The organism is Streptomyces sp. 378 (assembly GCF_030124145.1).
Classification (GTDB): domain Bacteria; phylum Actinomycetota; class Actinomycetes; order Streptomycetales; family Streptomycetaceae; genus Streptomyces.
This window is the reverse complement of record NZ_JASKMS010000011.1, coordinates 1-25,486: the sequence shown is the minus strand read 5'-3', so window position 1 is coordinate 25,486 and position 25,486 is coordinate 1. Positions and strand designations below refer to the sequence as shown.

Below are 25,486 nucleotides of genomic sequence, written 5' to 3'. Positions count from 1 at the left end.
ACTTGGCTTCTCGGACCCCCCACAAGAATCGTGCGTCAGGGGATCAGGACGACCTTGCCCAGATTGGCCCGGGCCTCGATCTCCGCGTGCGCCTGGGCCGCGTCCTCCAGGGCGAACTCCGCGTGGACGACGGGCTTGACCTCGCCCGCCGCGAACAGCCGCCACAGTTCCTCACGCCACTGCTCGTACAGCTCCGGTTTCCCCCGGGCGACCCGGGCCATCTGGAACCCGATCACCGACTTGGCGTCCACGAGCAGGTCGTACGCCTGGATGGTGCCGCCGCCCGAGCTGTAGGCCACCAGCCGCCCCTCGGGGACGAGCGCGTGCAGGGCGCGGGTGAGCAGCTCCCCGCCGACCGCGTCCAGCACGTAGTCGACCGGGGTGCCCCAGCTGCCGTCGCCGTAGGAGATGACGTGATCGGCGCCGAGGGCCCGGACGAAACCGGCCTTGGCCGGATCGGAGACGGCTCCCACGACCCGTCCGGCGCCGCGCGTCCTGGCCAGCTGCACGGCCAGGTGGCCGACGCCGCTCGCGGCCGCGGTGACCAGGGTCGCCTCGCCCGGCTGGGGGCGGGCCGCCTCCAGGGCGCCGAGGGCGACCAGGCCGCTGCGGAGCAGGGCGACCGCGTCCACGGCGCCGGTGTCCCCCGGAACCGGGGAGGCCATGGCCTCGTGCAGGAGCGCGACGTCGGCATACCCGTGGCCGAGGCAGAGACCGGTCACCCGGTCGCCGGTGCCGAAGCGGGTGACGCCCTCGCCGACGGCCACGACCTGCCCGGCGATCTCACCGCCGAGCGGGACGGGCTCGGCCGCCTCGGTGACCTCGCGTACCACCGGAAGCGTGACGCCGATCGCCTCCGCGCGCACGAGCAGCTCTCCGGGACCGGGCTCGGGCAGCGGGACCTCCTCCACGAAGAGGGGGCCGCCTCGGGATTCGTAGCGGACGCGGCGCATCGCACCTCCGGGGTCGTCGGACTTCCCGACGGAGTCGTTGGGGTCCCCAACGGAGTCGTTGGAATCCCCAACGGTATAGGAGGATCATAGGAACACCCAACGATTTACTGGTTAGGCTGCGGCCATGTCGGAAGCCCCCCTCCCCGCGATCCGCTCCCTGCCCAGCTGGCTGCTCGGCCGCGCCGCCGCCCGCGGCCGGGCCCTGGTGGCCGAGGCGCTGGCCGAGGAGGACATGCGGATGTGGCACCACGTGGTGCTGTCCGCCGTCCGCGACCTCGGTCCCGTCGCGCAGGCCGACCTCGGCCGCGGGGTACGGCTGGACCCCAAGGACCTGGTCGGCGTCCTCAACGACCTCCAGTCGGCGGGCCTGGTGGTACGCGAGCCGGACCCGGTCGACCGCCGCAAGAACGCGGTGTCCCTCACGGAACGGGGAGCACGGCTGCTGAAGCGCTGCGAGAAGGCGGCCCGCGCGGCCAACGACGAACTGCTCGCACCGCTGTCGGCGGCCGAACGGGAGCAGTTCACGGGGATGCTGCTGCGGATATCCGGCACGGCGGACTGACGACGCTCCCGCGTCCTCACGAAGGCGGCCGAGACGGGGCCCCTGCGGCGCAGGGGGCGCTCCCCGCCGGTCGGGGCCCCGCCGCCGTGTCGCGGAGGAACCGGTTCAGCCCTGGGCGGCCGCGGCCCGCAGGACGATCCGGCCCTCACCCGCGTACACGTTCATGGAACTGCCCCGCAGGAAGCCCACCAGCGTCAGGCCCGTCTCGGCGGCGAGATCCACCGCCAGCGAGGACGGGGCCGACACCGCCGCCAGCACGGGGATGCCGGCCATCACGGCCTTCTGCGCCAGCTCGAAGGAGGCCCGGCCCGACACGAGCAGGATCACCCGTGACAGCGGCAGATCCCCGTTCTGCAGGGCGCGGCCGACCAGCTTGTCGACCGCGTTGTGCCGGCCCACGTCCTCCCGGACGTCCAGCAGCTCGCCCTCCTCGGAGAACAGGGCCGCCGCGTGCAGGCCACCGGTCCGGTCGAAGACCCGCTGGGCCGCGCGCAACCGGTCGGGCAGGCTCGCGAGCCGTTCGGGGCTGATCCGGACCGGGGGAGTGTCGGCGAGGGGCCACCGGGCCGTGGTGCGCACCGCGTCCAGCGACGCCTTGCCGCACAGGCCGCAGGAGGACGTGGTGTAGACGTTGCGCTCCAGCGTGATGTCGGGGATCACCACGTCGGAGGCCGTCTGCACGTCGACCACGTTGTACGTGTTCGAGCCGTCGGCCGTCGCGCCGGCGCAGTAGACGATGTTCCGCAGGTCCTGCTGCCCGGCCAGCACCCCCTCGCTGACCAGGAACCCCGCCGCCAGCGCGAAGTCGTCCCCCGGGGTGCGCATGGTGATCGCCAGGGGCTTGCCGTTGAGCCGGATCTCCAGGGGCTCCTCGGCGACGAGCGTGTCGGGACGGCTGGAGACCGCCCCGTCCCGGATGCGGAGAACCTTGCGTCGTTCCGTGACTCGTCCCATGTCCTGATCAGTCCCGGTTCTGTACGTGCTGGTAGCCGAAGCGGCCCTTGATGCAGAGGTTGCCGTGGGTCACCGGGTTGTCGTGCGGTGAGGTGACCTTCACGATCTCATTGTCCTGCACGTGCAACGTCAGATTGCAGCCCACTCCGCAGTACGCGCACACCGTGGTCGTCTCCGTCTGCCGCGCCTCCTCCCACGTACCCGCCGCCCGCATGTCGAACTCGGACTTGAAGGACAGCGCGCCCGTGGGGCACACCTCGATGCAGTTCCCGCAGTACACGCACGCCGAGTCGGTCAGCGGCGCGTCGTGCTCCACGGCGATCCGGGCGTCGAAACCGCGTCCCGCGACCGAGATCGCGAAGGAGTTCTGCCACTGGTCGCCACAGGCGTCGACGCACTTGTAGCAGAGGATGCACTTGTCGTAGTCGCGCACGTACAGCTCGTTGTCGACCCTCGGCTCCTCGGTCAGCCGCGCCGCGTCCGGGCCGAAGCGGTCCGGCTTCGCCTCGTACTCCTTGAGCCACCCGGCGACCTTCGGTGCCGTCGAGAGGTCGACCGAGGACGCGAGCAGTTCCAGGACGACCTTGCGGCTGTGCCGGGCGCGCTCGGTGTCCGTGCGCACCTCCATCCCCGGTTCGGCCTCGCGGGAGCAGGCCGGAACGAGCGTCCTGGCCCCCTCCACCTCGACGACACAGACGCGGCAGGCGTTCTTCGGCCGCAGGGTGTCGCCCTCGCACAGGGTCGGGATGTCCTTCCCGGCCGCCCGGCAGGCGTCCAGGACGGTCGAGCCCTCGAGGACCCGGGCCTGCTCGCCGTCGAGGGTGAACTCCAGCATCCGGCGCGGGATCCCCAGCGGTGTGACGGTCATTCGTACGCCCCCAGACGGTCGATGGCGGATTCCACGGCGTTCCACGCGGTCTGCCCGAGACCGCAGATCGAGGCGTCCCGCATGGCGCGGCCGACCTCCCGCAGCAGCGCGATGTCCCCGGCGGCGTCGGCGCCCGTGCGCTCCACGATCCGCTGCAGCGCCTCCTCCTGCCGCACCGTCCCCACCCGGCAGGGCACGCACTGCCCGCACGACTCGTCCCGGAAGAACTCCGCGACGCGCAGCAGCAGCCGGGGCAGGGGCACGCTGTCGTCGAAGGCCATCACGACCCCCGAGCCGAGTGTCGTGCCCGCCTCCCGCGTCCCTTCGAAGGTGAGCGGGACGTCCAGCTCGTCGGCCCGCACGAAACCGCCGGCCGCCCCGCCGAGCAGCACCGCCCGCAGACCGTCCCGCACCCCGGCCAGCGTGAGCACATCGCCCAGCGTCGCGCCGAACGGCACCTCGTAGACACCGGGCCGCTCCACACTGCCGGACACACAGAACAGCTTCGGTCCGGTGGAGCCCCGGGTGCCGATCGCCGCGTACGCCGGGGCGCCCATCGTCAGGATCGGCAGGACGTTGACCAGGGTCTCCACGTTGTTCTCGACCGTCGGCTTGCCGAACAGGCCCTTCTCCACGGGGAACGGCGGCTTCGAGCGCGGTTCGCCCCGGTAGCCCTCGATGGAGTTGAACAGGGCCGTCTCCTCACCGCAGATGTAGGCGCCCGCGCCGCGCCGGATCTCGATGTCGAAGGCGTAGCCCTGACCGAGGACGTCGTCGCCGAGCAGTCCGCGCGCACGGGCCTGCGCGATCGCGTGCTCCAGCAGGTGCAGGGCGCGCGGGTACTCGCCGCGCAGATAGAGGTAGCCCCTGTGGGCGCCGGTCGCGTAACCGGCGATCGTCATCGCCTCGATCAGCGCGTACGGATCGCCCTCCATGACCACCCGGTCCTTGAACGTGCCCGGCTCCGACTCGTCGGCGTTGCAGACGAGGTAGTGCGGACGGTCGGGCTGGGACGCCGCGGCCTGCCACTTGCGGCCGGTGGGAAAGGCGGCGCCGCCGCGCCCGACCAGACCCGAGTCGGCGACCTCGCGGATGACCCCGGCCGGACCCAGCCCGAAGGCCCGGCGCAGGGCGGTGTAGCCGCCGTGGGCGCGGTAGTCGTCGAGGGACCACGGGTCGACCACGCCGACGCGGTGCAGCAGCATCAGACCGTCCTGCCCGGCCTGGGGCACCGCCAGCGCTGCGGGCGGCTCCTCGGGCGCCGAGTCGGGTGAGCTCGCGGCGAGCACGGCGTCCCGGACGGTCGCCGGCGCGGAGACCGCCGTACGGACAGGGTCCCCCGCCCTGATCGCGAGCGCGGCCGGGGCCCGTTCGCACAGGCCCAGGCACGGGCTGCGCTCGACACTGACCCCGCTGCCGAGGCCCAGCCGCGCCTCGATCCCGGCGCACAGCCGAGGCGCCCCGGCCGCCGCGCACGCCAGGTCCGTGCACACGTGCAGCACGGTCGCCGGACGCGGCTTGACCGAGAACATGGCGTAGAAGGTGGCGACCCCGTAGGCCTCCGCCGGCGGCACGGTCAGCCGCCGGCACAGGTAGTCCAGGGCACCCTCGCTGATCCAGCCGGTCCGGTCGTTGACCGCGTGCAGCCCCGGCAGCAGCAGGTCGCGGCGGTCCCTGGCCTCACGCCCGCCACGCGCCCATCGCAGATCCGCGTCCGAGCGGTCGGCGCCCTCCCAGGAGGACTCGGGAGGCCCGAGGAGGGCGTCGACGGCCGCCCGTTCCTCGTCCGTCGGTTTGCTGTCACCGAAGTGCAGGTCCACGTACGTTCACCCCACGATGGTCGCGATGGGCAGCTTCTCGATCCGGATCGCCGACGCCTTGAATTCCGCCGTCCCCGCGATCGGGCAGTTCGCCTCGATCGTCAGGGCGTTGGTGTCCACCTCGTCCGGGAAGTGCATGGTCATGAAGGCGAGCCCCGGCCGCAGCGCGGTGTCCACCCACACGGGAGCGGTCACCGACCCGCGCCGCGAGGTCACCTGGACGTGCTCGCCGACCACGACCCCGTAGCGCTCGGCGTCCTCCGGGCTCAGCTCGATGAACTCGCCGCGCCGCAGCGGCGAGGCGTAACCACCGCTCTGCACACCGGTGTTGTACGAGTCGAGCCGCCGCCCGGTGGTGAGCCGGATCGGGTACCGCTCGTCGGTGAGGTCCACGGGCGGGTCGTGCCGCACGATCCCGAACGGAGCGAGCGGTCCGCGCCGTGCGGGGTCGGTCTCCCACAACCGCCCGTGCAGATAGGTGGGTTCGATGCCGTCCGTGCTCGGGCAGGGCCACTGGATGCCCTGGTGCTCCTCCAGCCGCTCATACGTCATGCCGTGGTGGTCGGGTGAGACGGACCGCAGCTCGTTCCACACGGTCTCGGCGTCGGCGTACTTCCAGTCGTGGCCGAGGCGGGCCGCGAGGTCGCAGATGATGTCGATGTCCTCGCGGGCCTCGCCGGGCGGGGTGACGGCCTTGCGCACGCGCTGCACGCGCCGTTCGCTGTTGGTGGTCGTGCCGTCGGTCTCCGCCCAGCCGGCGGTGGCCGGCAGGACGACGTCCGCGAGCTCGGCCGTCCTCGTCAGGAAGATGTCCTGCACGACCAGGAAGTCCAGGGCCTTCAGCCGCCGCACGGCCTGCTCGCTGTCCGCCTCCGACTGGGCCGGGTTCTCGCCGATGCAGTAGACGGCCCTGAGCGAGCCGTCCTCCATGGCCTCGAACATCTCGGTGAGGTTCAGGCCGTAGTGCGGCTGGATCACGGTGTCCCAGGCCGACTCGAACTTCAGCCGGACGCTCGCGTCCAGGATGTCCTGGAACCCGGGCAGCCGGTTGGGGATCGCCCCCATGTCGCCGCCGCCCTGCACGTTGTTCTGCCCGCGCAGGGGCTGAAGCCCCGAGCCGTAGCGGCCGACATGCCCGGTGAGCAGGGACAGGTTGATCAGGGCGCGGACGTTGTCGGTGCCGTTGTGGTGCTCGGTGATGCCCAGGGTCCAGCACAACTGGGCCCGCTCGGCCCGGGCGTAGGCGTGCGCCAGCTCGCGGATCGCCGCCGCCGGTACGCCCGTCACCTTCTCGGCGAGGGACAGGGTCCACGGCTCGACCAGCGCCCTGTACTCCTCGAAGCCGGTGGTCGCCCGCTCGATGAACGCCTCGTTCGCGAGCCCCGCCTGGATGATCTCGCGGCCGACCGCGTGCGCCAACGGGATGTCCGTGCCGACGTTGAGCCCCATCCAGCTCTCCGCCCACTCGGCGGTCGACGTCCGGCGCGGATCGACCGCGTACATCCGGGCGCCGTTCCTGATCCCCTTCAGCACGTGCTGGAAGAAGATCGGGTGCGCGAACCGGGCGTTGGAGCCCCACATCACGATGACGTCGGTGTGCTCGATCTCCTCGTACGACGACGTCCCGCCGCCCGAGCCGAACGCCGCCGACAGGCCCGCCACGCTCGGGGCGTGGCAGGTGCGGTTGCAGGAGTCGACGTTGTTGGTGCCCATGACGACCCGGGCGAACTTCTGCGCCACGTAGTTCATCTCGTTGGTGGCGCGGGCACAGCTGAACAGACCGAAGGCGTCGCGGTTGCGCCCGAGGCCCGCGGCGGCCCGGTCCAGGGCCTCGTCCCAGGTGGCCCGCCGGAACGGCTCGTCGCGGGCGTCCCTGACGAGGGGGTTGGTGAGCCGGGTGTAGGTCTTGGGGGTCCGGTCGCGTTTCCTCATGCGGCGCTCCTCAGCGCGAGCAGGTCCGAGATGGCGTGCACGGTGCGCAGGGTGGGCACCTCCACGCCGGTGATCTCCGCCAGCTCGACGACCGCCGCCAGCAGCACGTCGAGTTCCAGCGGCTTGCCGCGCTCCAGGTCCTGGAGCGTGGAGGTGCGGTGGTCGCCGACCCGCTCGGCGCCCGCGAGCCGGCGCTCGATGGAGACCCCGACCTCGCAGCCGAGGGCCTCGGCGACCGCCAGTGTCTCGGTCATCATGATCTCGATGACCTTGCGGGTGCCGCCGTGCAGGCACATCTGCCGCATGGTGGCGCGGGCCAGGGCGCTGATCGGGTTGAAGGAGATGTTGCCGAGCAGCTTGACCCAGATGTCGCTGCGCAGGTCCGGTTCGACCGGGCACTTCAGCCCGCCCTCCCGCATGGCCTCGCTGAAGGCGAGACAGCGGGCGGAGCGGCTGCGGTCGGGCTCGCCGATGGAGAACCGTGTGCCCTCCAAGTGCCGCACCACGCCCGGCCCTTCGAGTTCGGTCGCCGCGTAGACGACGCAGCCGATGGCCCGTTCGGGCGCGAGCACCGCACTGACCGCGCCGTCCGGGTCGACGCTCTCGACACGGTGGCCGTCGTACGGGCCGCCGTGCCGGTGGAAGTACCACCAGGGGATGCCGTTCTGGGCCGCGACGACCGAGGTCGTCTCGTGCAGCAGGGGCGCGATCAGCGGCCCGCACGCCGCGTACGCGTTGGCCTTCAGGCCCAGGAAGACATGGTCGACCGGGCCGACTTCGGCCGGGTCGTCGGTGGCGTGGGGGTGTGCGGTGAAGCCGCCGCGTGGGCTGCGCACCCGGACTCCGTGCTGCCTCATGGCCGCCAGATGCGGTCCACGGGCGATGAGATGCACCTCGGCGCCCGCGCGGTGGAGCGCGGCGCCGACGTAGGCGCCGATGGCACCGGCACCGAGAACTGCGACTTTCACGGAAACACTCCGTTCGGTTCGAGGGATACCGCGGAGGTGGCTGCCGTCCGGCCGCCCACGGGACGCGCCCCGCCCAGCGCAGGCGGGCTGGGCCTTCTCGCGGACGGCTTGTGTCGACGAAATATTGTCTACAGTATGGAGGTTGGGGCGGCAAGGGTTCGCGCGCCGACCGTTCGGCGCAGGCCGGATACCGTTCACCGCATACGGTCGACGCGCCGCCTTCTCAACTCCCGCGCGGATACCTACCGTCCCGGGTTCATGAGTCCCCCAGTCGCGCCCCCGGGCTGGAGCCGCTGGCTCGTCCCGCCCGCAGCTCTCTCCGTACATCTCTCCATCGGCCAGGCCTACGCCTGGAGCGTGTTCAAGCCGCCCCTCGAGTCCGCCCTCGGGCTCAGCGGCACGCAGAGCGCGCTGCCCTTCCAGCTGGGCATCGTCATGCTGGGCCTGTCCGCCGCGTTCGGCGGCACGCTCGTGGAGCGCAACGGCCCCCGCTGGGCCATGACCGTCGCCCTGGTCTGCTTCTCCTCCGGCTTCCTGCTCTCCGCGCTGGGCGCGTCCCTGGAGCAGTACTGGCTGATCGTCCTCGGCTACGGCTTCGTCGGCGGCATCGGTCTCGGCATCGGCTACATCTCGCCCGTCTCCACGCTGATCAAGTGGTTCCCGGACCGGCCCGGCATGGCCACCGGCATCGCCATCATGGGCTTCGGCGGCGGCGCCCTCATCGCCTCGCCGTGGTCGGCGCAGATGCTGGAGTCGTTCGGCGGCGACAGCTCCGGCATCGCGCTCGCCTTCCTCGTGCACGGGCTGTCGTACGCCGTCTTCATGCTGCTGGGCGTGTTCCTGGTCCGGGTTCCGCGTCCTGCCCCAGCGGCGCGGGCAACCGCGCGACAAGCCCCCACCGGCCCGCAGGTCTCCGCGAACCAGGCGCTGCGCACCCCGCAGTTCTGGCTGCTGTGGCTCGTGCTCTGCATGAACGTCACCGCCGGCATCGGCATCCTGGAGAAGGCCGCGCCGATGATCACGGACTTCTTCGCGGACACCTCCACCCCGGTGTCGGTGACGGCCGCCGCCGGTTTCGTCGCGCTGCTGTCGGCGGCGAACATGGCGGGCCGCATCGGCTGGTCGTCGACGTCCGACCTCATCGGCCGCAAGAACATCTACCGCCTCTACCTGGGCGCCGGCGCCCTGATGTACGCGCTCATCGCCCTGTTCGGCGACTCCTCCAAGCCGCTGTTCATCCTGTGCGCGCTGGTCATTCTCTCCTTCTACGGCGGTGGTTTCGCCACGGTTCCGGCCTATCTGAAGGATTTGTTCGGTACGTACCAGGTCGGTGCCATCCACGGGCGGCTGCTCACCGCCTGGTCCACGGCCGGGGTGCTCGGGCCGCTGATCGTGAACTGGATCGCCGACCGGCAGGAGGAGGCGGGCCGGCACGGCGCGTCCCTGTACGGGCTGTCCTTCGTCATCATGATCGGGCTGCTCGTCGTCGGCTTCGTCGCCAACGAACTGGTGCGGCCCGTCGACCCCCGCCACCACGTCCTCGAGCCGAAGGAGGCCGCCCATGTCCGGCGAGAGCAGTCAGAGTCCGCCTAGCCCGGACCGGCGGTGGCTGATCGCCTTCGCCTGGGTGTGGGTGGGCGTCCCGCTCGCCTACGGGCTGTACGAGCTCGTCCGCAAGGCGACGCAGTTGTTCACCGGGTAGCCGCCGGGGCGCGGGACGGGCGCCGGTGTACGGGGTGGGCGGCCGACAGGTGTCCGGGCGTCCGAGCTGCTGACCGAAGCTGACAACCCCGGCGCTCGTTTCCTGTCGCCTTGGCTGCCGTCGTACCCGTGAGTCACTGATCAGACTGGTGGATCCGCTACCCAAGGCAACGAGGGGGACCCACCCAATGAACGGCTCGCGCATCGCCGCCGTCGGCCACTACCAGCCCGCCACGGTGCTCACCAACAAGGATCTGGCGGCTCTGGTGGACACCAGTGACGAGTGGATCACCAGCCGGGTGGGCATCCGGACCCGCCACATCGCCGGACCCGACGAGCCGGTCGACGAACTGGCCGGCCACGCCGCCGCCAAGGCCCTCGCGGCGGCCGGGCTGGCCCCGGCGGACATCGATCTGGTGCTGGTCGCCACCTCCACCGCCGTCGACCGCTCGCCCAACATGGCGGCCCGGGTCGCGGCCCGCCTGGGCATCCCGCAGGCCGCCACCATGGACCTCAACGTGGTGTGCGCCGGTTTCACCCACGCCCTGGCCACCGCCGACCACGCCGTCCGCGCGGGGGGCGCGAGCCGCGCGCTGGTCATCGGGGCCGACAAGATGTCCGAGGTGGCCGACTGGAGCGATCGCAGCACGTGTGTGCTCGTCGGTGACGGAGCCGGGGCCGCGGTGGTGGAGGCCGCCGACGAGCCGGCCATCGGCCCGGTGCTGTGGGGCTCGGTGCCCGAGATGGGCAACGCGGTGCGCATCGAGGGCAACCCGCCGCGCTTCGCCCAGGAGGGGCAGAGCGTCTACCGCTGGGCCACCACGCAGCTCCCGCCCATCGCGCGCCGGGCCTGCGAGCGGGCCGGGCTGGAGCCGGCCGACCTCGCCGGGGTCGTGCTGCACCAGGCGAACCTGCGCATCATCGAACCCCTCGCGGAGAAGATCGGAGCCGTCAACGCGGTCGTCGCGCGCGATGTCACCGAGTCCGGCAACACCTCCGCCGCGAGTATCCCGCTGGCCTTCTCGAAGCTGGTCGAGCGGGGAGCGCTCACCACCGGCGACCCGGTGCTGCTGTTCGGCTTCGGCGGGAACCTCTCGTACGCGGGGCAGGTCGTGCGCTGCCCCTGAGTGTGCGCCGCCCCTGGCGGAGGGGTGGTGTGACGCGGTCAACTCCCCGAAACCCTGGCTCTGGTGCGCCGTAGACTGTAGACGAAAGACAATCAATACTGACTCTGCGGTGACACCGGCCGGCGCCGCGCTGTGCACGGCCCTGCCGAGGAGGGGGACCGCGATGCTGTCGACAGGCCTGCCCCAGGGGGCGGTACCCAAGCTGGAACGCCCGGGTCCGCTGCGCGACCGTGTCTACGAGGCACTGCTCGAACTCATCACCACCCGTGCGCTCCAGCCCGGCCAGCATCTCGTCGAGAGTGAACTCGCCGGGCACCTCGGGGTCTCCCGGCAGCCCGTGCGCGAGGCGCTGCAGCGGCTCAACACCGAGGGGTGGGTCGATCTGCGGCCCGCGCAGGGCGCGTTCGTGCACGAGCCGACGGAGGAGGAGGCCGACCAGCTCCTCACGGTCCGTACGCTCCTGGAGGCCGAGGCGGCCCGGCTCGCGGCGGCCAACGCGAACAGCGCGGGCGTCGCCGCCCTGGAGGCGTTGTGCGCGGAGGGCGAGAAGGCCGTGGAGGCCGACGACGTGGACGGGGCCGTCGCGATGAACGCCCGCTTCCACGCCAAGATCATGGAGCTCGCCGGCAACGCGGTCCTCGCGGAACTCGCCGCCCAGGTCGACCGGCGCGTGCGCTGGTACTACACGCCGGTGGCCCGCCGGCGCGGCCACCAGTCCTGGATCGAACACCGCGAACTGATCGCCGCGGTCTCCGACCGGGACGAACAGCGCGCCACCCAGCTGATGCGCGCCCACACGGAGCACACACGACGGTCGTACCACGCGCGGGCGGGCTCGTAGCGCCACCACAGGCGTCCTGTGCCGCGAGGCACCCGTCACCGCGTCTTTGTCCTGTGAGTGGAAAAAGTAGAGGGCAATTCCTGCGCGACTTCTTCCCACCTCCGGCAGCCGCTGCTACGTTCCCTCCGAAAGCAAGCCACCGAGGTGGCGGAAAACCGGCGCGCGCAGGCCGATTGAGGCGGGGAGGGGCTCGTGAGACGTATGACCGCACGACCCGCCAACGCCCATCAGGCCCGACTGCTCAAGCTGTTGCGTGACGGCGGACCCAACTCCCGTGCCCAGCTGGGCGACCAGGTCGACCTCTCGCGGTCCAAGCTGGCCGTGGAGGTGGACCGGCTACTGGAGACGGGTCTGGTCGTGGCCGACGGGCTCGCCGCCTCGCGCGGCGGCCGCCGTTCCCACAACGTCCGGCTCAACCCCGAGCTGCGCTTCCTCGGCGTCGACATCGGCGCGACCTCGATCGACGTCGCCGTCACCAACGCCGAACTGGAGACCCTCGGGCATCTCAACCAGCCCATGGACGTGCGCGAGGGCCCGGTCGCGGTCTTCGAGCAGGTCCTGGCCATGGCCGCGAAACTGAGGGCCTCCGGGCTCGCGGAGGGGTTCGACGGCGCCGGCATCGGCGTCCCGGGCCCGGTCCGCTTCCCCGAGGGCATCCCGGTGGCACCGCCGATCATGCCCGGCTGGGACGGCTTCCCCGTGCGGGAGGCGCTCAGCCAGGAACTCGGCTGCCCGGTCATGGTCGACAACGACGTGAACCTCATGGCGCTGGGGGAGCAGCACGCGGGCGTCGCCCGCAGCGTCGGTGACTTCCTCTGCGTCAAGATCGGCACCGGCATCGGCTGCGGCATCGTCGTCGGCGGCGAGGTCTACCGCGGAACGACGGGCAGCGCCGGCGACATCGGGCACATCCAGGCCGTGCCCGACGGCCGCCCGTGCGCCTGCGGCAACCGGGGCTGCCTGGAGGCCCACTTCAGCGGCGCCGCGCTGGCCCGCGACGCCACGGAGGCCGCCCAGCAGGGCCTTTCGGTCGAACTGGCCTCGCGGCTGGACACCAACGGCGGACTCACCGCTGTCGACGTCGCCGCCGCGGCCTCCGCCGGTGACGCCACCGCCCTCGATCTGATCCGCGAGGGCGGCAACCGCACCGGCCAGGTCATCGCCGGCCTGGTCAGCTTCTTCAACCCGGGCCTGGTGGTGATCGGCGGCGGGGTGACCGGCCTCGGCCACACCCTGCTCGCCGCGATCCGCACCCAGGTCTACCGCCAGTCGCTGCCTCTGGCGACCGGCAACCTGCCCATCGTCCTGGGAGAGCTCGGCCCCACCGCCGGAGTCATCGGCGCGGCCCGGCTCATCAGCGACCACCTGTTCTCACCCGCGTAGTCCCTTCACAGCACGGCTCACCAGCACAGCGCCCTGCTCTGCCCTGCCCTGCCCTGAAACACGCCTGCTCGACAAGCGCCCTGACACCGGCCCGCCCGCCAAGGGGAATCCGCATGGCACCAGAACCACCGCTGCTCAGCATGTCCGGCATCACCAAGTCGTTCCCCGGAGTCCGGGCCCTCGACGGCGTCGACCTCGACGTCCAGGCCGGTGAGGTGCACTGCCTGCTCGGCCAGAACGGAGCCGGCAAGTCGACCCTCATCAAAGTCCTGGCCGGCGCCCACCAGCCCGACACCGGCCGTCTGCGCTGGCGCGGCGAGGAGGTCGCGCTCCGCTCGCCCCTCGCGGCCATGCGCCTCGGCATCGCCACCATCTACCAGGAACTCGACCTGGTGGACCACCTGTCCGTCGCCGAGAACGTCCATCTCGGGCATGAGCCGACCGCCGCGGGGTTCGTCGTCCGCGGCAAGGCGGCCAAGGCGTCAACCGCCGCCCTGTTACAACGACTCGGGCATGCCGAGATCGATCCGGCCCGGCTCGTCGGGGAGCTGCCGGCGGCACAGCAGCAGATCGTGTCCATGGCCCGGGCGCTCTCCCACGACGTGCGGCTCATCGTGATGGACGAGCCCTCCGCCGCCCTCGACCCGGACGAGGTCGACAACCTCTTCCGCATCGTCGGCGACCTCACCGCCGCCGGAGTCGCCGTCGTCTACATCTCGCACCGCCTGGAGGAGATCCGCCGTATCGGCGACCGGGTGACGGTGCTCAAGGACGGCCGGGCGGTCGCGAACGGGCTCCCGGCGAAGTCGACCCCGACCCGCGAGGTCGTCTCGCTGATGACGGGCCGCAACGTCGAGTACCTCTTCCCGGACCGGCCCGTCGCACCGCCGGCCACCGAGCCGGTGCTGAAGGTCCAAGGGCTCTCCCGGCGTGGGGAGTTCGAACCGTTCGACCTGGAGGTGCGGCCGGGTGAGATCGTCGGCCTCGCCGGACTCGTCGGCTCGGGCCGCTCCGAGATCCTGGAGACCGTCTACGGCGCCCGCAAACCGACGACCGGTCAGGTGCTGATCGGCGGCAAGGCCCTGAAGCCGGGCAGCGTACAGGCCGCCGTCCGGGCCGGACTCGGGCTCGCTCCCGAGGAACGCAAGGCCCAGGCCCTGCTGATGCTGGAATCCGTCACCCGCAATGTGTCGGTCTCGTCCATGTCCCGCTTCTCACGCGGCGGCTGGATCGACCGGGGCGCCGAACTGGGCGCCGCCCGGGCCGCGACCCGCGAACTGTCACTCCGGCCGGACAACCCGTCCGTGCCCGTGCGCACCCTGTCCGGCGGCAACCAGCAAAAGGCCGTCCTCGCCCGCTGGCTGTTGCGCGGCTGCAAGGTGCTGCTGCTCGACGAACCCACCCGCGGCGTCGACGTCGGCGCCCGCGCCGAGCTCTACGCGGTCATCCGCCGGCTGGCCGACGAGGGCCTGGCCGTGCTGCTGGTCTCCAGCGAGGTGCCCGAGGTGCTCGGCCTCGCCGACCGCGTCCTGGTGCTGCGCGAGGGCCGTGTCGTCCACACGGCACCCGCGCGCGAACTCGACGAACACCGCGTACTCGACCTGGTCATGGAAGGAAGCCCGGCGTCATGACGCAGCCCGTCTCCCCGCCGCGGGACAGCACGACCGACAAGGTGCCGCAGGCCCGGCCCCCCGCCTGGCGCGGCCTGCCGGCCCGCGCCGACATCCGCACCCTCTCCCTGCTCGGCGTGCTCGCCGCGCTGATCCTCGTCGGCGGCATCACCAAACCCGACGAGTTCCTCGACACCCGCAACCTGCAACTGGTCCTCACCCAGGCCTCCGTGGTCGGGGTCGTCACCGTCGGCATGACCTTCGTCATCATCTCCGGCGGCATCGACCTGTCGGTCGGCGCGATCGTCGCCCTCGCCTCCGTGTGGGCCACCACCGTCGCCACCCAGGAGTACGGCTTCGCCGGCATCCTCTTCACGGCGATCGTCGTCGGGGTCGGCTGCGGCCTGGTCAACGGGGTGCTCATCGCCTACGGCGCGATGGTGCCGTTCATCGCCACCCTCGCCATGCTGGCCTCCGCCCGCGGCCTCGCCCTGCAGATCACCGACGGCAAGACACAGATCGTCACGGTGCCGTCCGTCCTCGACCTGGGGGAGCGCGACGCCTACGTCCTCGGCATCCCGCCACTGGTCCTGGTCTTCGCCGTCGTGACGGTCATCGGATGGCTGGTGCTCAACCGCACCACCTTCGGCCGCCGCACGGTCGCCGTCGGCGGCAACCCGGAGGCCGCCCGGCTCGCCGGCATCGACGTCCGCCGCCAGCGGCTCTACCTCTACCTGCTGTCCGGGCTGTGCTGCGGCATCGCCGCCTTCCTCCTGATCGTCCTGTCCGGCTCGGGCCAGAACACCAACGGCAACCTCTACGAACTCGACGCCATCGCCGCCGCGATCATCGGAGGCACCCTGCTCACCGGAGGCCGGGGCACCATCACCGGCTCCGTCCTCGGCGTCCTGATCTTCTTCACGATCACCAACATCTTCGCCCTGAACAACCTGCAGAGCGACGTCCAGCAGATCGCCAAGGGCGCGATCATCGTCGCCGCCGTGCTGGTCCAGCGCCGTACCGCGAGCACGACCTGAGGAAAGGGTTCCCCGCCATGCCAGAGATCACGAGCCGCAGAGGTCTGCTCTTCGGGGCCGCCGCCGTCTCCGCCGGTGCCCTCGTCACGGGGTGCACCAGCAACGAGCCGTCCGACTCCAAGGACGAGCCGGCGGGCAACAACCAGCCGGCCGCCGACGACAAGCCCGGCAAGCAGGTCACCATCGGCTTCGCCGGACCGCAGGCCGACCACGGCTGGCTCAACGCCATCAACGACAACGCCAAGAGCCGCGCCGAGAAGTACTCCGACGTCACCCTGGAGATCACCGAGGGCTCCAACGACACCGCCCAGCAGATCGGCCAGATCGAGACCCTCATCAACAAGAAGGTCGACGTCCTGGTCGTGCTGCCCGCCGACGGCAAGGCCCTCACCCAGGTCGGCCTCAAGGCGATGCGCGCCGGCATCCCGGTGATCAACCTCGACCGGATCTTCAACTCCCCGCAGGCGTACCGCTGCTGGATCGGCGGCGACAACTACGGCATGGGCCTCAACGCCGGGCACTACATCGGCGAGAAGCTGAAGGGCAAGTCGGGCGCCCGCGTCATCGAACTGGCGGGCCTGGACAACCTGGAGCTCACCAAGCAGCGCACCCAGGGCTTCGACGACGCCCTGAAGAACTACCCCGACATCAAGAAGGTCGCCCGGCAGGCCGCCGAGTTCACCGTCGAGTCGGGGCAGGCCAAGATGGCCCAACTGCTCCAGGCGCAGTCGAATTTCGACGCGCTGTGGAACCACGACGACGACCAGGGCGTGGGCGCGCTGCGCGCCATCGAGCAGGCCGGGCGCGACGACTTCCTGATGGTCGGCGGCGCCGGCGCGCTCTCCGCCTTCCAGGCCATCAAGCAGGACGACGCCGTCCTCAAGGCGACCGTGCTGTACCCGCCGACCATGGCGGCCTCCGCGATCGACCTCGCCCGGGCCCTCGGCCAGAGCAAGGGCATCCAAGGACTCGCCGAATTCGAGATCCCGTCGTCGCTCACGCTCTACTCGGCCGTCGTCGACAAGACCAACGTCGACCAGTACATGTCCACCGGCTTCAAGTGAGCCACCCCGCACCCCCCACGTGCGCCACCCCGACCAGGACGAGGAGGACACCCGTATGGGACAGCCGCAGCAGCCGTCGGAAGGGACCGAGAAAGGCAAGCCGCCCCTGCGCGTGGGGATGGTGGGCTACGCCTTCATGGGCGCCGCCCACTCACAGGGCTGGCGCACCGCGGGCCGCGTCTTCGACCTGCCGCTGAACCCCGTGCAGGCCGTGATCTGCGGCCGGGACGCCGCCGCCGTCCGCGCGGCGGCCGACCGGCACGGCTGGGCCTCCACCGAGACCGACTGGCGAGCCCTCGTGGAACGGGACGACGTCGACCTCGTCGACATCTGCACCCCGGGCGACAGCCACGCCGAGATCGCCCTGGCCGCCCTGGCCGCGGGCAAGCACGTCCTGTGCGAGAAGCCCCTCGCCAACACCGTCGAGGAAGCCACCTCGATGGCGCTGGCGGCCGAAGAGGCCCACACGCGGGGCCAGGTGGCGATGGTCGGGTTCAACTACCGCCGGGTGCCCGCCACCGCCCAGGCCCGCCGCATGGTCGCCGAGGGCCGCCTGGGCAGGCTGCGGCACGTGCGCGTGACGTACCTCCAGGACTGGCTGGTCGACCCCGCGTTCCCGCTGACCTGGCGGCTGCGCAGGGAGCAGGCCGGCGCGGGCTCGCTGGGCGATCTGGGGGCGCACATCGTCGACCTCGCGCAGTACCTGGTGGGGGAGCCGCTGGCGGGCGTCTCGGCGCTGACCGAGACCTTCGTCAGGGAACGGCCCCTGCCCGGCGGCGCGACCAGCGGGCTGTCCGCCGTCACGTCCGCCGGCACCGGCCAGGTCACCGTCGACGACGCCGCCCTGTTCACGGCCCGCTTCCTCTCCGGCGCCCTCGCCTCCTTCGAGGCCACCCGCTACGCCACCGGCCGCAAGAACGCCCTGCGCATCGAACTCAACGGGGAGCGTGGCTCGCTCGCCTTCGACCTCGAGCGGCTCAACGAGCTGTCCTTCCACGACGGCACCGAGCCGGGCGCCGAGGCCGGCTTCCGCCGGATCCTCGTCACCGAACCCGACCACCCCTACCTGGAGGCCTGGTGGCCGCCGGGCCACGGCCTCGGCTACGAGCACACCTTCGTCCACCAGGCACGCGACCTCGTCCACGCGATCGCCGAGGGCCGCCGCCCCGAACCCTCCTTCGCCGACGGGCTGCAGGTGCAGCGTGTGCTCGCGGCGGTCGAGGAGAGCGCCGAGAAGAACTCCGTCTACACGCCGATCTCGGTCTGAGGAGGCCCCGAGCATGCCGCGCACCTTCACCCTGTTCACCGGCCAGTGGGCGGACCTGCCCCTGGAGGAGGTCTGCCGCCTGGCCCGCGACTTCGGCTACGACGGCCTCGAACTCGCCTGCTGGGGCGACCACTTCGAGGTCGACAAGGCATTGAGCGACCCCTCCTACCTGGAGTCGAGGCACCAGCTCCTCGACAAGTACGGCCTGAAGTGCTGGGCGATCTCCAACCACCTGGTCGGCCAGGCCGTCTGCGACGCCATCATCGACGAGCGCCACCAGGCGATCGTGCCGGGAGCGGTATGGGGCGACGGCGATCCGGAAGGGGTCCGGCGGCGGGCCGCGGAGCGCATGAAGGACACCGCCCGGGCCGCGGCCGCCTTCGGCGTGAACACGGTCATCGGCTTCACCGGCTCCGCCATCTGGCACCTGGTCGCCATGTTCCCGCCCGCCCCGGACACGATGATCGAACGCGGCTACCAGGACTTCGCCGACCGCTGGAACCCGATCCTGGACGTCTTCGACGCCGAGGGCGTGCGGTTCGCGCACGAGGTGCACCCCAGCGAGATCGCCTACGACTACTGGACGACCCAGCGCGCCCTGGAGGCCGTCGGAAACCGCCCCGCGTTCGGCCTGAACTTCGACCCCTCGCACTTCGTGTGGCAGGACCTCGACCCCGTCGGTTTCCTCTGGGACTTCCGCGACCGGATCTACCACGTCGACTGCAAGGAGGCCCGCAAGCGCCTGGACGGACGCAACGGCCGGCTCGGCTCCCATCTGCCCTGGGGCGATCCGCGGCGCGGCTGGGACTTCGTCTCCGCCGGGCACGGGGACGTCCCGTGGGAGGACGTCTTCCGGATGCTGCGATCCATCGACTACCAGGGCCCGGTCTCGGTCGAGTGGGAGGACGCCGGCATGGACCGGCTCCAAGGTGCCCCCGAGGCCCTGACCCGTCTCAAGGCGTTCGACTTCGATCCGCCCAGCGCGTCCTTCGACGCCGCGTTCAACAGCTGAACAGCGCGCCCGGCGCTGGTCGGGAGCGGGGACCGGCAGCAACGCCGATCCCCCCTCCGACCTGCCCGGATCCCGCTTCGTCCGGAGGCGGGAGGACGTTCGACCGAGTCATTCGCGGGGGGTGTTCGCCCCGGACGGACGAGGTTACCGTCCTTGATGTGTTCAGGACACACGCACCTCCGGGGTGACGGCGCACCCCGGCACCCGCACCGCACGTCCACGCACCCACCCCGTACGGCCCACCCCGTTCCCGGAGGGACTTCGTGCACAGAACCAGACTCAGAAGCGCCCGCACCCCCAGACGGCCCGCACTGCGCACCACCGTCGCCCTGTTCACCGGCCTGCTCCTCGCCGTGGGCACCCCGGCCACCGTCGCCGGCGCCCACCCCGGACACCCGGAACACGACGAACCGGCAGCCGCCGAGGGCCAGTTCCAGCAAGTGCCGCTCGCCAAGGGCGAACCCGAGACGGGCGAGCCGATGTCGCTCGCCGTGCTCCCGAACCGCAGCGTCCTGCACACCTCGCGCGACGGCACGCTGCGCCTCACCGACCAGGGCGGCGTCACCAAGGTCGCCGGCAAGATCCCCGTCTACAGCCACGACGAGGAAGGTCTCCAAGGCGTCGGCATCGACCCGGACTTCAAGAACAACCGGGCGATCTACCTCTACTACGCCCCGCCGCTGGACACCCCCGTGGGCGACGCCCCCGAGACCGGCACCGCCGAGGACTTCAAGAAGTTCGACGGCGTCAACCGCCTCTCCCGCTTCGTCCTCAACGCCAACGGCACGCTCAACATGTCCAGCGAGAAGAAGGTCCTGGACGTCGCGGCCTCCCGGGGCATCTGCTGCCACGTCGGCGGCGACATCGACTTCGACGCGGACGGCAACCTCTACCTGTCGACCGGCGACGACACCAACCCCTTCGCCTCCGACGGCTACACGCCGATCGACGACCGGCCGGGCCGCAACCCGGCCTTCGACGCGCGCCGCAGCTCCGGCAACACCAACGACCTGCGTGGCAAGATCCTGCGCATCAAGGTCGCCGAGGACGGCTCCTACACCGTCCCGGAGGGCAACCTCTTCGCCCCGGGCACCGAGAAGACCCGCCCCGAGATCTACGCGATGGGCTTCCGCAACCCGTTCCGCATGAGCGTCGACGACAAGACCGGCACCGTCTACGTCGGCGACTACGGCCCCGACGCGGGCGCCGCTGACCCCGAGCGCGGCCCGGGCGGACAGGTCGAGTTCGCCAAGGTGACCAAGGCCGCCAACTTCGGCTGGCCCTTCTGCACCGGCGACAACGACCCCTACGTCGACTACGACTTCGCCACCAAGCAGTCCGGCGAGACGTTCGACTGCGACGCCCCGAAGAACACCTCTCCGTACAACACGGGCCTGGTCGACCTGCCGACCGCGCAGGCCGCCTGGATCCCGTACGACGGCGGCTCCGTGCCCGAGTTCGGCAGCGGCTCCGAGTCCCCGATGGCCGGTCCGGTCTACCGCTACGACCCCGAACTCGACTCCAGCGTGAAGTTCCCCGAGGCCTACGACGGCGACTTCTTCGCCGGTGAGTTCGGCCGCCGCTGGATCAAGCGCATCGAACAGAACGCTGACGGGACCGTCGCGAAGATCAACGACTTCCCCTGGACCGGCACCCAGATCATGGACATGGAGTTCGGCCCCGACGGCGCGCTCTACGTCCTCGACTACGGCGTCTCCTGGTTCCAGGGCGACGAGAACTCCGCGCTGTACCGGATCGAGAGCGCCGAGGACGGCTTCTCGCCCATCGCCGAGGCGAGCGCCGACAAGACGTCCGGAGCGGCCGGCCTGAAGGTCGCCTTCACCGGATCCGCCAAGGACGCCGACTCCCCGAACCTCACCTACAGCTGGGACTTCGGCGACGGCACCAAGGGCGAAGGCCTCAACCCCACCCACCGGTACAAGAAGATCGGCACCTACAGCGCCACCTTCACCGCCAAGGACCCCGAGGGCAACACCGGCAACGCCAGCGTCCGGATCGTGGTCGGCAACACCGAGCCCAAGGTGACGATCGAGACCCCGGCCAACGGCAGCCTGACCGCCTTGGGCCGGCCCGTCCCGTTCAAGGTGAAGGTCACCGACCCCGAGGAGACCGTCGACTGCTCCAAGGTCAAGGTCACCTACAGCCTCGGCCACGACTCCCACGCCCACGAGCTGACCAGCGAGATGGGCTGCGAGGGCACCCTGAAGCCGCCCGCCGGTGACGGCGGACACGACCCCAACGCCAACATCTACGGCGTCGTCGGCGCCGCCTACACCGACGGCGGGGCAAGCGGCCAGGAGGAACTGACCGGCACCGCCCGCACCGTGCTCCAGCCGCCGCACCGCCAGGGCGAGCACTTCACCACCCAGTCGGGCGTATCGGTGATCGACAAGACCGCCGCCAACGGCGGCAAGACCGTCGGCGACATCAACGACGGCGACTGGATCTCCTTCTCCCCCTACCGGTTCGACGGGCAGAAGAAGATGACCGTGCGGGCGTCCTCGGGCGGCGCGGGCGGCTTCGTCGAGCTGCGCACCGGCTCGCCCGAGGGCCCGCTGCACGGTTCGGCGTACATCCCGCCGACCGGCGGCTGGGAGACGTTCCAGAACGTCGACGTGCCGCTGCGGTCGCTGCCCAGGAAGACCACGGACATCTACCTGGTCTTCAAGGGCGGTGAGGGCGCGCTGTTCGACGTGGACGACTTCGAGTTCTCCAAGGAGCCGTTCAAGGGCGGCAAGAGGGTCCTGGTCTTCTCCAAGACCGCCGGCTTCCGCCACGACTCCATCCCGGCCGGCATCACCGCGCTGAAGGAGCTCGGCGGCCCCGCGGGCATCACGGTCGACGCCACCGAGGAGGCCCGGCAGTTCACCACCGCCAACCTCGCCAAGTACGACGCGGTCGCCTTCCTGTCCACCACCGGTGACGTCCTCAACGCCGAGCAGCAGCAGGCGTTCGAGAACTACGTCAGCAACGGCGGCGGCTACATGGGCATCCACGCCGCCGCCGACACCGAGTACGACTGGGAGTTCTACGGCGGCCTCGTCGGCGCCTACTTCCACTCGCACCCGGCCATCCAGAAGGCCACCGTCCGCGTCGAGGACCACGACCACCCGTCCACCGCGCACCTGGGCGAGGCCTGGGAGCGCACCGACGAGTGGTACAACTACCGCACCAACCCGCGTGAGCAGGCCAAGATCCTCGCCACCCTGGACGAGACCAGCTACCAGGGCGGCACCATGAAGGGCGACCACCCGATCGCCTGGTGCCAGAACTACGGCGGCGGCCGGTCCTTCTACACCGGCGGCGGCCACACCAAGGAGTCCTACGCCGACGAGGCCTTCCGCGCCCACCTGCTCGGCGGCCTCCAGTACGCCACCGGCCAGGTCAAGGCGGACTGCAAGCCGAGCAAGGACTACCGGAAGATCTTCAACGGCCAGACCCTGGACGGCTGGAAGCAGGCCGGCCCCGGCACGTTCGTCGTCAAGGACGGCGTGATGGAGTCCGAAGGCGGCATGGGACTGCTCTGGTACCAGGCCAAGGAGCTGAAGTCGTACTCGCTCAAGCTCGACTGGAAGATGCGGGGCGACGACAACTCGGGGATCTTCGTGGGCTTCCCCGCCTCCGACGATCCCTGGTCCGCCGTGAACAAGGGCTACGAGATCCAGATCGACGCCACGGACGCGCCCGACCGCACCACGGGCTCCGTCTACTCCTTCAAGTCGGCGAACATCAAGGCCCGTGACCAGGTTCTGCGGCCACCCGGCCAGTGGAACTCCTACGAGATCAAGGTCCAGGGCGAACGCCTCCGGGTGTTCCTCAACGGAGTCAAGATCAACGACTTCACCAACAAGGATCCCCAGCGGAGCCTGACCGACGGCTACATCGGCCTGCAGAACCACGGCGCCGACGACCAGGTCTCCTTCCGCAACATCCAGCTCAAGGAACTGCCCGTCAAGGGCGACTGAACGGCGGCGGGCGGGGGACGCCGGACCCCCGCCCGCCGTCTCCCTCCCTCTCCCCCGGGTTCGCGTACGACCAGGAGGCTGCCCATGTCCGCGTCCCTCTCCCGACCGCGTGTGGGGGTGTGGCTGATCGGAGCCCGAGGCTCCGTCGCCACCACCGTCGTCACGGGGTGCGCCGCCGTCGCCGCGGGACTGCACCCGCCCACCGGCATGGTGACCGAAACACCGGCATTCACCGACAGCGGCCTGCCCGCCCTGTCCGACCTCGTCTTCGGCGGCCACGACACCCTCGACTGCCCCCTGCCCAAACGCGCCGAGACCCTGACCGCCGGCGGCGTCCTCCCACCCGGCGTCGCCACCGCCGTCGCCGCCGAACTGAACGCCGCCGACCAGGAGACCAGGCCCGGCGGCCCCACCCCGGGGGACACCAGGAGCGAGACCGACCTGATCACGGCCTTCGCCCACGACATCCGCGACTTCCTGCACCGCCACGCACTGGAGCGGGCCGTGGTGGTGAACGTCGCCTCCACCGAACCCGCCTCCCAGGAGCCCGGCGCCCCACTGCCCGCCAGCACCCTGTACGCGCTGGCCGCCCTGCGCGCGGGCTGCCCCTACGTCAACTTCACCCCCTCCGAGGGCATGCACCACCCCGTCGCCGCCCGCGAGGCCGAAGGGAGCGGCCTGCCCTTCGCCGGCCGGGACGGCAAGACCGGACAGACACTGCTGCGGGCCGTGCTGGGCCCGATGTTCCCGCAACGGGCGCTGAGGGTCCGGGCCTGGTCCGGCACGAACCTGCTCGGCGGCGGCGACGGGGCGGCCCTCGCCGACCCGGCCGCGGCGGCAGCGAAGAACGCCGGCAAGGAACGCGTCCTCGCCGACACCCTCGGCACCGTCCCCGAGGGCGAGGTCCACATCGACGACGTCCCCGCCCTCGGCGACTGGAAGACCGCCTGGGACCACATCGCCTTCGACGGCTTCCTCGGCACCCGCATGATCCTCCAGACCATCTGGCAGGGCTGCGACTCGGCCCTCGCGGCGCCCCTGGTGCTGGACCTGGCCCGCCTGACCGCCCGCGCCCACGAGACGGGGCTGTCCGGCCCGCTCGATGCCCTCGGCTTCTACTTCAAGGACCCGGTGGGGGACGGGCCCCCGGGACTGTCGGAGCAGTACGAGGCGCTCGTCCGGTTCGGGCGAAGCCTTGCGCAGGCCGGTGGAAAGGCCGGTGGCACGCGGCCGGGGAGGAGCTCCGAGGAGACGGGAGAAGCGCCGTGACGCTGCGCGAGAGCCCTTGCGGGTGCCCCGGCGGTGCGCCCAGCGCCGGCCCCCGAACCACTGCCGGCGACCAGGCCTCTCGCCCTTGCGCCGACCGCTCCCACCGGATTCTCGCCTGGGCCGAACTCCTGCGCCTGCCCGCCCTGTTCAGTGTCCCAGGGGACGCCCTGGCCGGTACGGCCGCCACCGGCTCGGCACCCGACTCGCGCACCCTGCTCGCCATCGCCTCCTCCCTCTGCCTGTACGAGGCCGGCATGGCCCTCAACGACTGGGCCGACCGCGACGTGGACGCCGTCGAACGCCCGCACCGCCCCCTGCCCTCCGGCCGCATCCGCCCGGCTGCCGCCCTCACGGCGGCCTGCGCCCTCACCGGAGCCGGACTGGCCCTGGCCGCGCGCGCGGGCCGTCCGGCCCTGGCCGTCGCCGCCCCTCTGGCGGCGACCGTCTGGGCGTATGACCTCGGCCTGAAGCACACACCCGCCGGACCCGTGGCCATGGGGGCGGCCCGCGGCCTCGACCTGCTTCTGGGAGCCGCGGCCACCACCGGCCGTACCCGCAAGGCGCTGCCCTCCGCCGCCCTCCTCGGCACCCACACCCTGGCCGTCACGACGGTCTCCCGCCAGGAGGCACAGGGCGGCTCACCCCTGCCACCCCTCGCGGCCCTCGCGACGACCACTCTGCTCACCCGGCTGATGACACGGCCCTCCGCTGCCCAACCGAGACGCCCCCGGCAGCCCACCGCCACCGGGCCGACCGGACCCCTGGCCGCCCGGCGCCCTTGGCAGGACGGGGCAGCGCCGCTCGCCACCACCGCCACCGCCACCGGGCCGACCGGATCCCGGGCCGCCCGGCGTCCCTGGCAGGACCGGGCAGCGCCGCTCGCCACCGCCACCGACACCGGGCCGACCGGATCCCGGGCCGCCCGGCGCCCTTGGCAGGACGGGGCAGCGCCGCTCGCCACCACCGCCACCGCCACCGGGCCGACCGGATCCCGGGCCGCCCGGCGTCCCTGGCAGGACCGGGCAGCGCCGCTCGCCACCGCCACCGACACCGGGCCGACCGGATCCCGGGCCGCCCGGCGCCCTTGGCAGGACGGGGCAGCGCCGCTCGCCACCACCGCCACCGCCACCGG

At 71.6% G+C, this 25,486-nt stretch carries 20 protein-coding genes; 14 read left to right on the top strand and 6 right to left on the bottom strand.

The window, feature by feature from the left end:
- Positions 1 to 35 precede the first annotated feature (35 nt).
- Positions 36 to 953 (bottom strand): quinone oxidoreductase family protein, encoded by a 918-nt coding sequence (locus QNO09_RS17010; protein ID WP_283971039.1) that lies wholly within the window; start codon positions 951 to 953, stop codon positions 36 to 38.
- A gap of 124 nt (positions 954 to 1,077) precedes the next feature.
- On the opposite strand from QNO09_RS17010, the gene QNO09_RS17005 reads away from it, so the two are divergent.
- Positions 1,078 to 1,515, top strand: a complete 438-nt coding sequence (locus QNO09_RS17005; protein ID WP_283971038.1) for a MarR family winged helix-turn-helix transcriptional regulator — start codon at positions 1,078 to 1,080, stop codon at positions 1,513 to 1,515.
- 105 nt (positions 1,516 to 1,620) lie between these two features.
- Here QNO09_RS17005 and fdhD read toward each other — a convergent pair whose 3' ends face one another.
- From fdhD to QNO09_RS16980, 5 genes are read right to left on the bottom strand one after another with little or no spacing between them, the layout of a single operon-like run.
- Complete coding sequence (gene fdhD, locus QNO09_RS17000) at positions 1,621 to 2,469, bottom strand: formate dehydrogenase accessory sulfurtransferase FdhD (protein WP_283971037.1); 849 nt, start codon at positions 2,467 to 2,469, stop codon at positions 1,621 to 1,623.
- Between the two features lie 7 nt (positions 2,470 to 2,476).
- Positions 2,477 to 3,337, bottom strand: coding sequence for a 2Fe-2S iron-sulfur cluster-binding protein (locus QNO09_RS16995; protein ID WP_283971036.1), 861 nt, complete (start codon positions 3,335 to 3,337; stop codon positions 2,477 to 2,479).
- Positions 3,334 to 5,157: an NAD(P)H-dependent oxidoreductase subunit E gene (locus QNO09_RS16990; protein WP_283971035.1), complete on the bottom strand. Its 1,824-nt coding sequence runs from the start codon at positions 5,155 to 5,157 to the stop codon at positions 3,334 to 3,336. The genes QNO09_RS16995 and QNO09_RS16990 overlap by 4 nt, the downstream gene beginning before the upstream one ends.
- A 6-nt stretch (positions 5,158 to 5,163) precedes the next feature.
- Positions 5,164 to 7,089 (bottom strand): molybdopterin oxidoreductase family protein, encoded by a 1,926-nt coding sequence (locus QNO09_RS16985; RefSeq protein ID WP_283971034.1) that lies wholly within the window; start codon positions 7,087 to 7,089, stop codon positions 5,164 to 5,166.
- Positions 7,086 to 8,057, bottom strand: a complete 972-nt coding sequence (locus tag QNO09_RS16980; RefSeq protein WP_349636975.1) for a 2-dehydropantoate 2-reductase — start codon at positions 8,055 to 8,057, stop codon at positions 7,086 to 7,088. The genes QNO09_RS16985 and QNO09_RS16980 overlap by 4 nt, the downstream gene beginning before the upstream one ends.
- Positions 8,058 to 8,315: 258 nt before the next feature.
- Here QNO09_RS16980 and QNO09_RS16975 point away from each other — a divergent pair, with 258 nt between their 5' ends.
- The 13 genes from QNO09_RS16975 to QNO09_RS16915 form a co-directional block, all read left to right on the top strand.
- Positions 8,316 to 9,650 (top strand): OFA family MFS transporter, encoded by a 1,335-nt coding sequence (locus QNO09_RS16975; protein WP_283971032.1) that lies wholly within the window; start codon positions 8,316 to 8,318, stop codon positions 9,648 to 9,650.
- Positions 9,619 to 9,759, top strand: coding sequence for an MFS transporter small subunit (locus QNO09_RS16970; RefSeq protein ID WP_283971031.1), 141 nt, complete (start codon positions 9,619 to 9,621; stop codon positions 9,757 to 9,759). The genes QNO09_RS16975 and QNO09_RS16970 overlap by 32 nt, the downstream gene beginning before the upstream one ends.
- A 187-nt stretch (positions 9,760 to 9,946) precedes the next feature.
- Entirely contained in the window at positions 9,947 to 10,885 is a 939-nt protein-coding gene (locus tag QNO09_RS16965) for a beta-ketoacyl-ACP synthase III (protein ID WP_283971030.1), read from the top strand.
- 163 nt (positions 10,886 to 11,048) lie between these two features.
- The gene (locus QNO09_RS16960; RefSeq protein ID WP_283971029.1) at positions 11,049 to 11,726 is read left to right on the top strand and encodes a GntR family transcriptional regulator; all 678 of its coding nucleotides are present in this window, start codon (positions 11,049 to 11,051) and stop codon (positions 11,724 to 11,726) included.
- Positions 11,727 to 11,927: 201 nt separating this feature from the next.
- A complete protein-coding gene (locus QNO09_RS16955; protein WP_283971028.1) occupies positions 11,928 to 13,109 on the top strand; it encodes an ROK family transcriptional regulator in 1,182 nt (393 codons plus the stop codon).
- 113 nt (positions 13,110 to 13,222) lie between these two features.
- Positions 13,223 to 14,740, top strand: coding sequence for a sugar ABC transporter ATP-binding protein (locus tag QNO09_RS16950; protein WP_283971027.1), 1,518 nt, complete (start codon positions 13,223 to 13,225; stop codon positions 14,738 to 14,740).
- Positions 14,737 to 15,756 (top strand): ABC transporter permease, encoded by a 1,020-nt coding sequence (locus tag QNO09_RS16945; protein ID WP_283971026.1) that lies wholly within the window; start codon positions 14,737 to 14,739, stop codon positions 15,754 to 15,756. Before QNO09_RS16950 ends, QNO09_RS16945 begins: the two co-directional genes overlap by 4 nt.
- 17 nt (positions 15,757 to 15,773) lie before the next feature.
- Positions 15,774 to 16,820 carry a substrate-binding domain-containing protein gene (locus QNO09_RS16940; RefSeq protein ID WP_283971025.1) on the top strand — a complete coding sequence of 349 codons (1,047 nt, stop codon included), beginning with the start codon at positions 15,774 to 15,776 and terminating at the stop codon, positions 16,818 to 16,820.
- 55 nt (positions 16,821 to 16,875) lie between these two features.
- Positions 16,876 to 18,087 (top strand): Gfo/Idh/MocA family protein, encoded by a 1,212-nt coding sequence (locus QNO09_RS16935; protein ID WP_283971024.1) that lies wholly within the window; start codon positions 16,876 to 16,878, stop codon positions 18,085 to 18,087.
- A 13-nt stretch (positions 18,088 to 18,100) separates the two neighbouring features.
- On the top strand, positions 18,101 to 19,099 hold the full coding sequence (locus QNO09_RS16930; RefSeq protein ID WP_283971023.1) for a sugar phosphate isomerase/epimerase family protein: 999 nt from the start codon (positions 18,101 to 18,103) through the stop codon (positions 19,097 to 19,099).
- 263 nt (positions 19,100 to 19,362) lie between these two features.
- Positions 19,363 to 23,085, top strand: a complete 3,723-nt coding sequence (locus QNO09_RS16925; protein ID WP_283971022.1) for a ThuA domain-containing protein — start codon at positions 19,363 to 19,365, stop codon at positions 23,083 to 23,085.
- A gap of 84 nt (positions 23,086 to 23,169) precedes the next feature.
- Complete coding sequence (locus QNO09_RS16920) at positions 23,170 to 24,354, top strand: inositol-3-phosphate synthase (protein ID WP_283971021.1); 1,185 nt, start codon at positions 23,170 to 23,172, stop codon at positions 24,352 to 24,354.
- The coding region (locus QNO09_RS16915; protein ID WP_502962308.1) for an SCO3242 family prenyltransferase at positions 24,351 to 25,486 on the top strand (1,136 nt) is incomplete at its 3' end. The genes QNO09_RS16920 and QNO09_RS16915, both read left to right, overlap by 4 nt.

Excerpts from the sequence above, each read along its gene's own strand:
- QNO09_RS16960 (WP_283971029.1), top strand. The coding sequence starts at position 11,049 with ATGCTGTCGACAGGCCTGCCCCAGGGGGCGGTACCCAAGCTGGAACGC.
- QNO09_RS16985 (WP_283971034.1), bottom strand. The coding sequence starts at position 7,089 with ATGAGGAAACGCGACCGGACCCCCAAGACCTACACCCGGCTCACCAAC.
- QNO09_RS16955 (WP_283971028.1), top strand. The coding sequence starts at position 11,928 with ATGACCGCACGACCCGCCAACGCCCATCAGGCCCGACTGCTCAAGCTG.
- QNO09_RS17010 (WP_283971039.1), bottom strand. The coding sequence starts at position 953 with ATGCGCCGCGTCCGCTACGAATCCCGAGGCGGCCCCCTCTTCGTGGAG.
- QNO09_RS16940 (WP_283971025.1), top strand. The coding sequence starts at position 15,774 with ATGCCAGAGATCACGAGCCGCAGAGGTCTGCTCTTCGGGGCCGCCGCC.
- QNO09_RS17005 (WP_283971038.1), top strand. The coding sequence starts at position 1,078 with ATGTCGGAAGCCCCCCTCCCCGCGATCCGCTCCCTGCCCAGCTGGCTG.
- fdhD (WP_283971037.1), bottom strand. The coding sequence starts at position 2,469 with ATGGGACGAGTCACGGAACGACGCAAGGTTCTCCGCATCCGGGACGGG.
- QNO09_RS16950 (WP_283971027.1), top strand. The coding sequence starts at position 13,223 with ATGGCACCAGAACCACCGCTGCTCAGCATGTCCGGCATCACCAAGTCG.
- QNO09_RS16965 (WP_283971030.1), top strand. The coding sequence starts at position 9,947 with ATGAACGGCTCGCGCATCGCCGCCGTCGGCCACTACCAGCCCGCCACG.
- QNO09_RS16945 (WP_283971026.1), top strand. The coding sequence starts at position 14,737 with ATGACGCAGCCCGTCTCCCCGCCGCGGGACAGCACGACCGACAAGGTG.
- QNO09_RS16970 (WP_283971031.1), top strand. The coding sequence starts at position 9,619 with ATGTCCGGCGAGAGCAGTCAGAGTCCGCCTAGCCCGGACCGGCGGTGG.
- QNO09_RS16975 (WP_283971032.1), top strand. The coding sequence starts at position 8,316 with ATGAGTCCCCCAGTCGCGCCCCCGGGCTGGAGCCGCTGGCTCGTCCCG.
- QNO09_RS16935 (WP_283971024.1), top strand. The coding sequence starts at position 16,876 with ATGGGACAGCCGCAGCAGCCGTCGGAAGGGACCGAGAAAGGCAAGCCG.
- QNO09_RS16920 (WP_283971021.1), top strand. The coding sequence starts at position 23,170 with ATGTCCGCGTCCCTCTCCCGACCGCGTGTGGGGGTGTGGCTGATCGGA.
- QNO09_RS16930 (WP_283971023.1), top strand. The coding sequence starts at position 18,101 with ATGCCGCGCACCTTCACCCTGTTCACCGGCCAGTGGGCGGACCTGCCC.
- QNO09_RS16995 (WP_283971036.1), bottom strand. The coding sequence starts at position 3,337 with ATGACCGTCACACCGCTGGGGATCCCGCGCCGGATGCTGGAGTTCACC.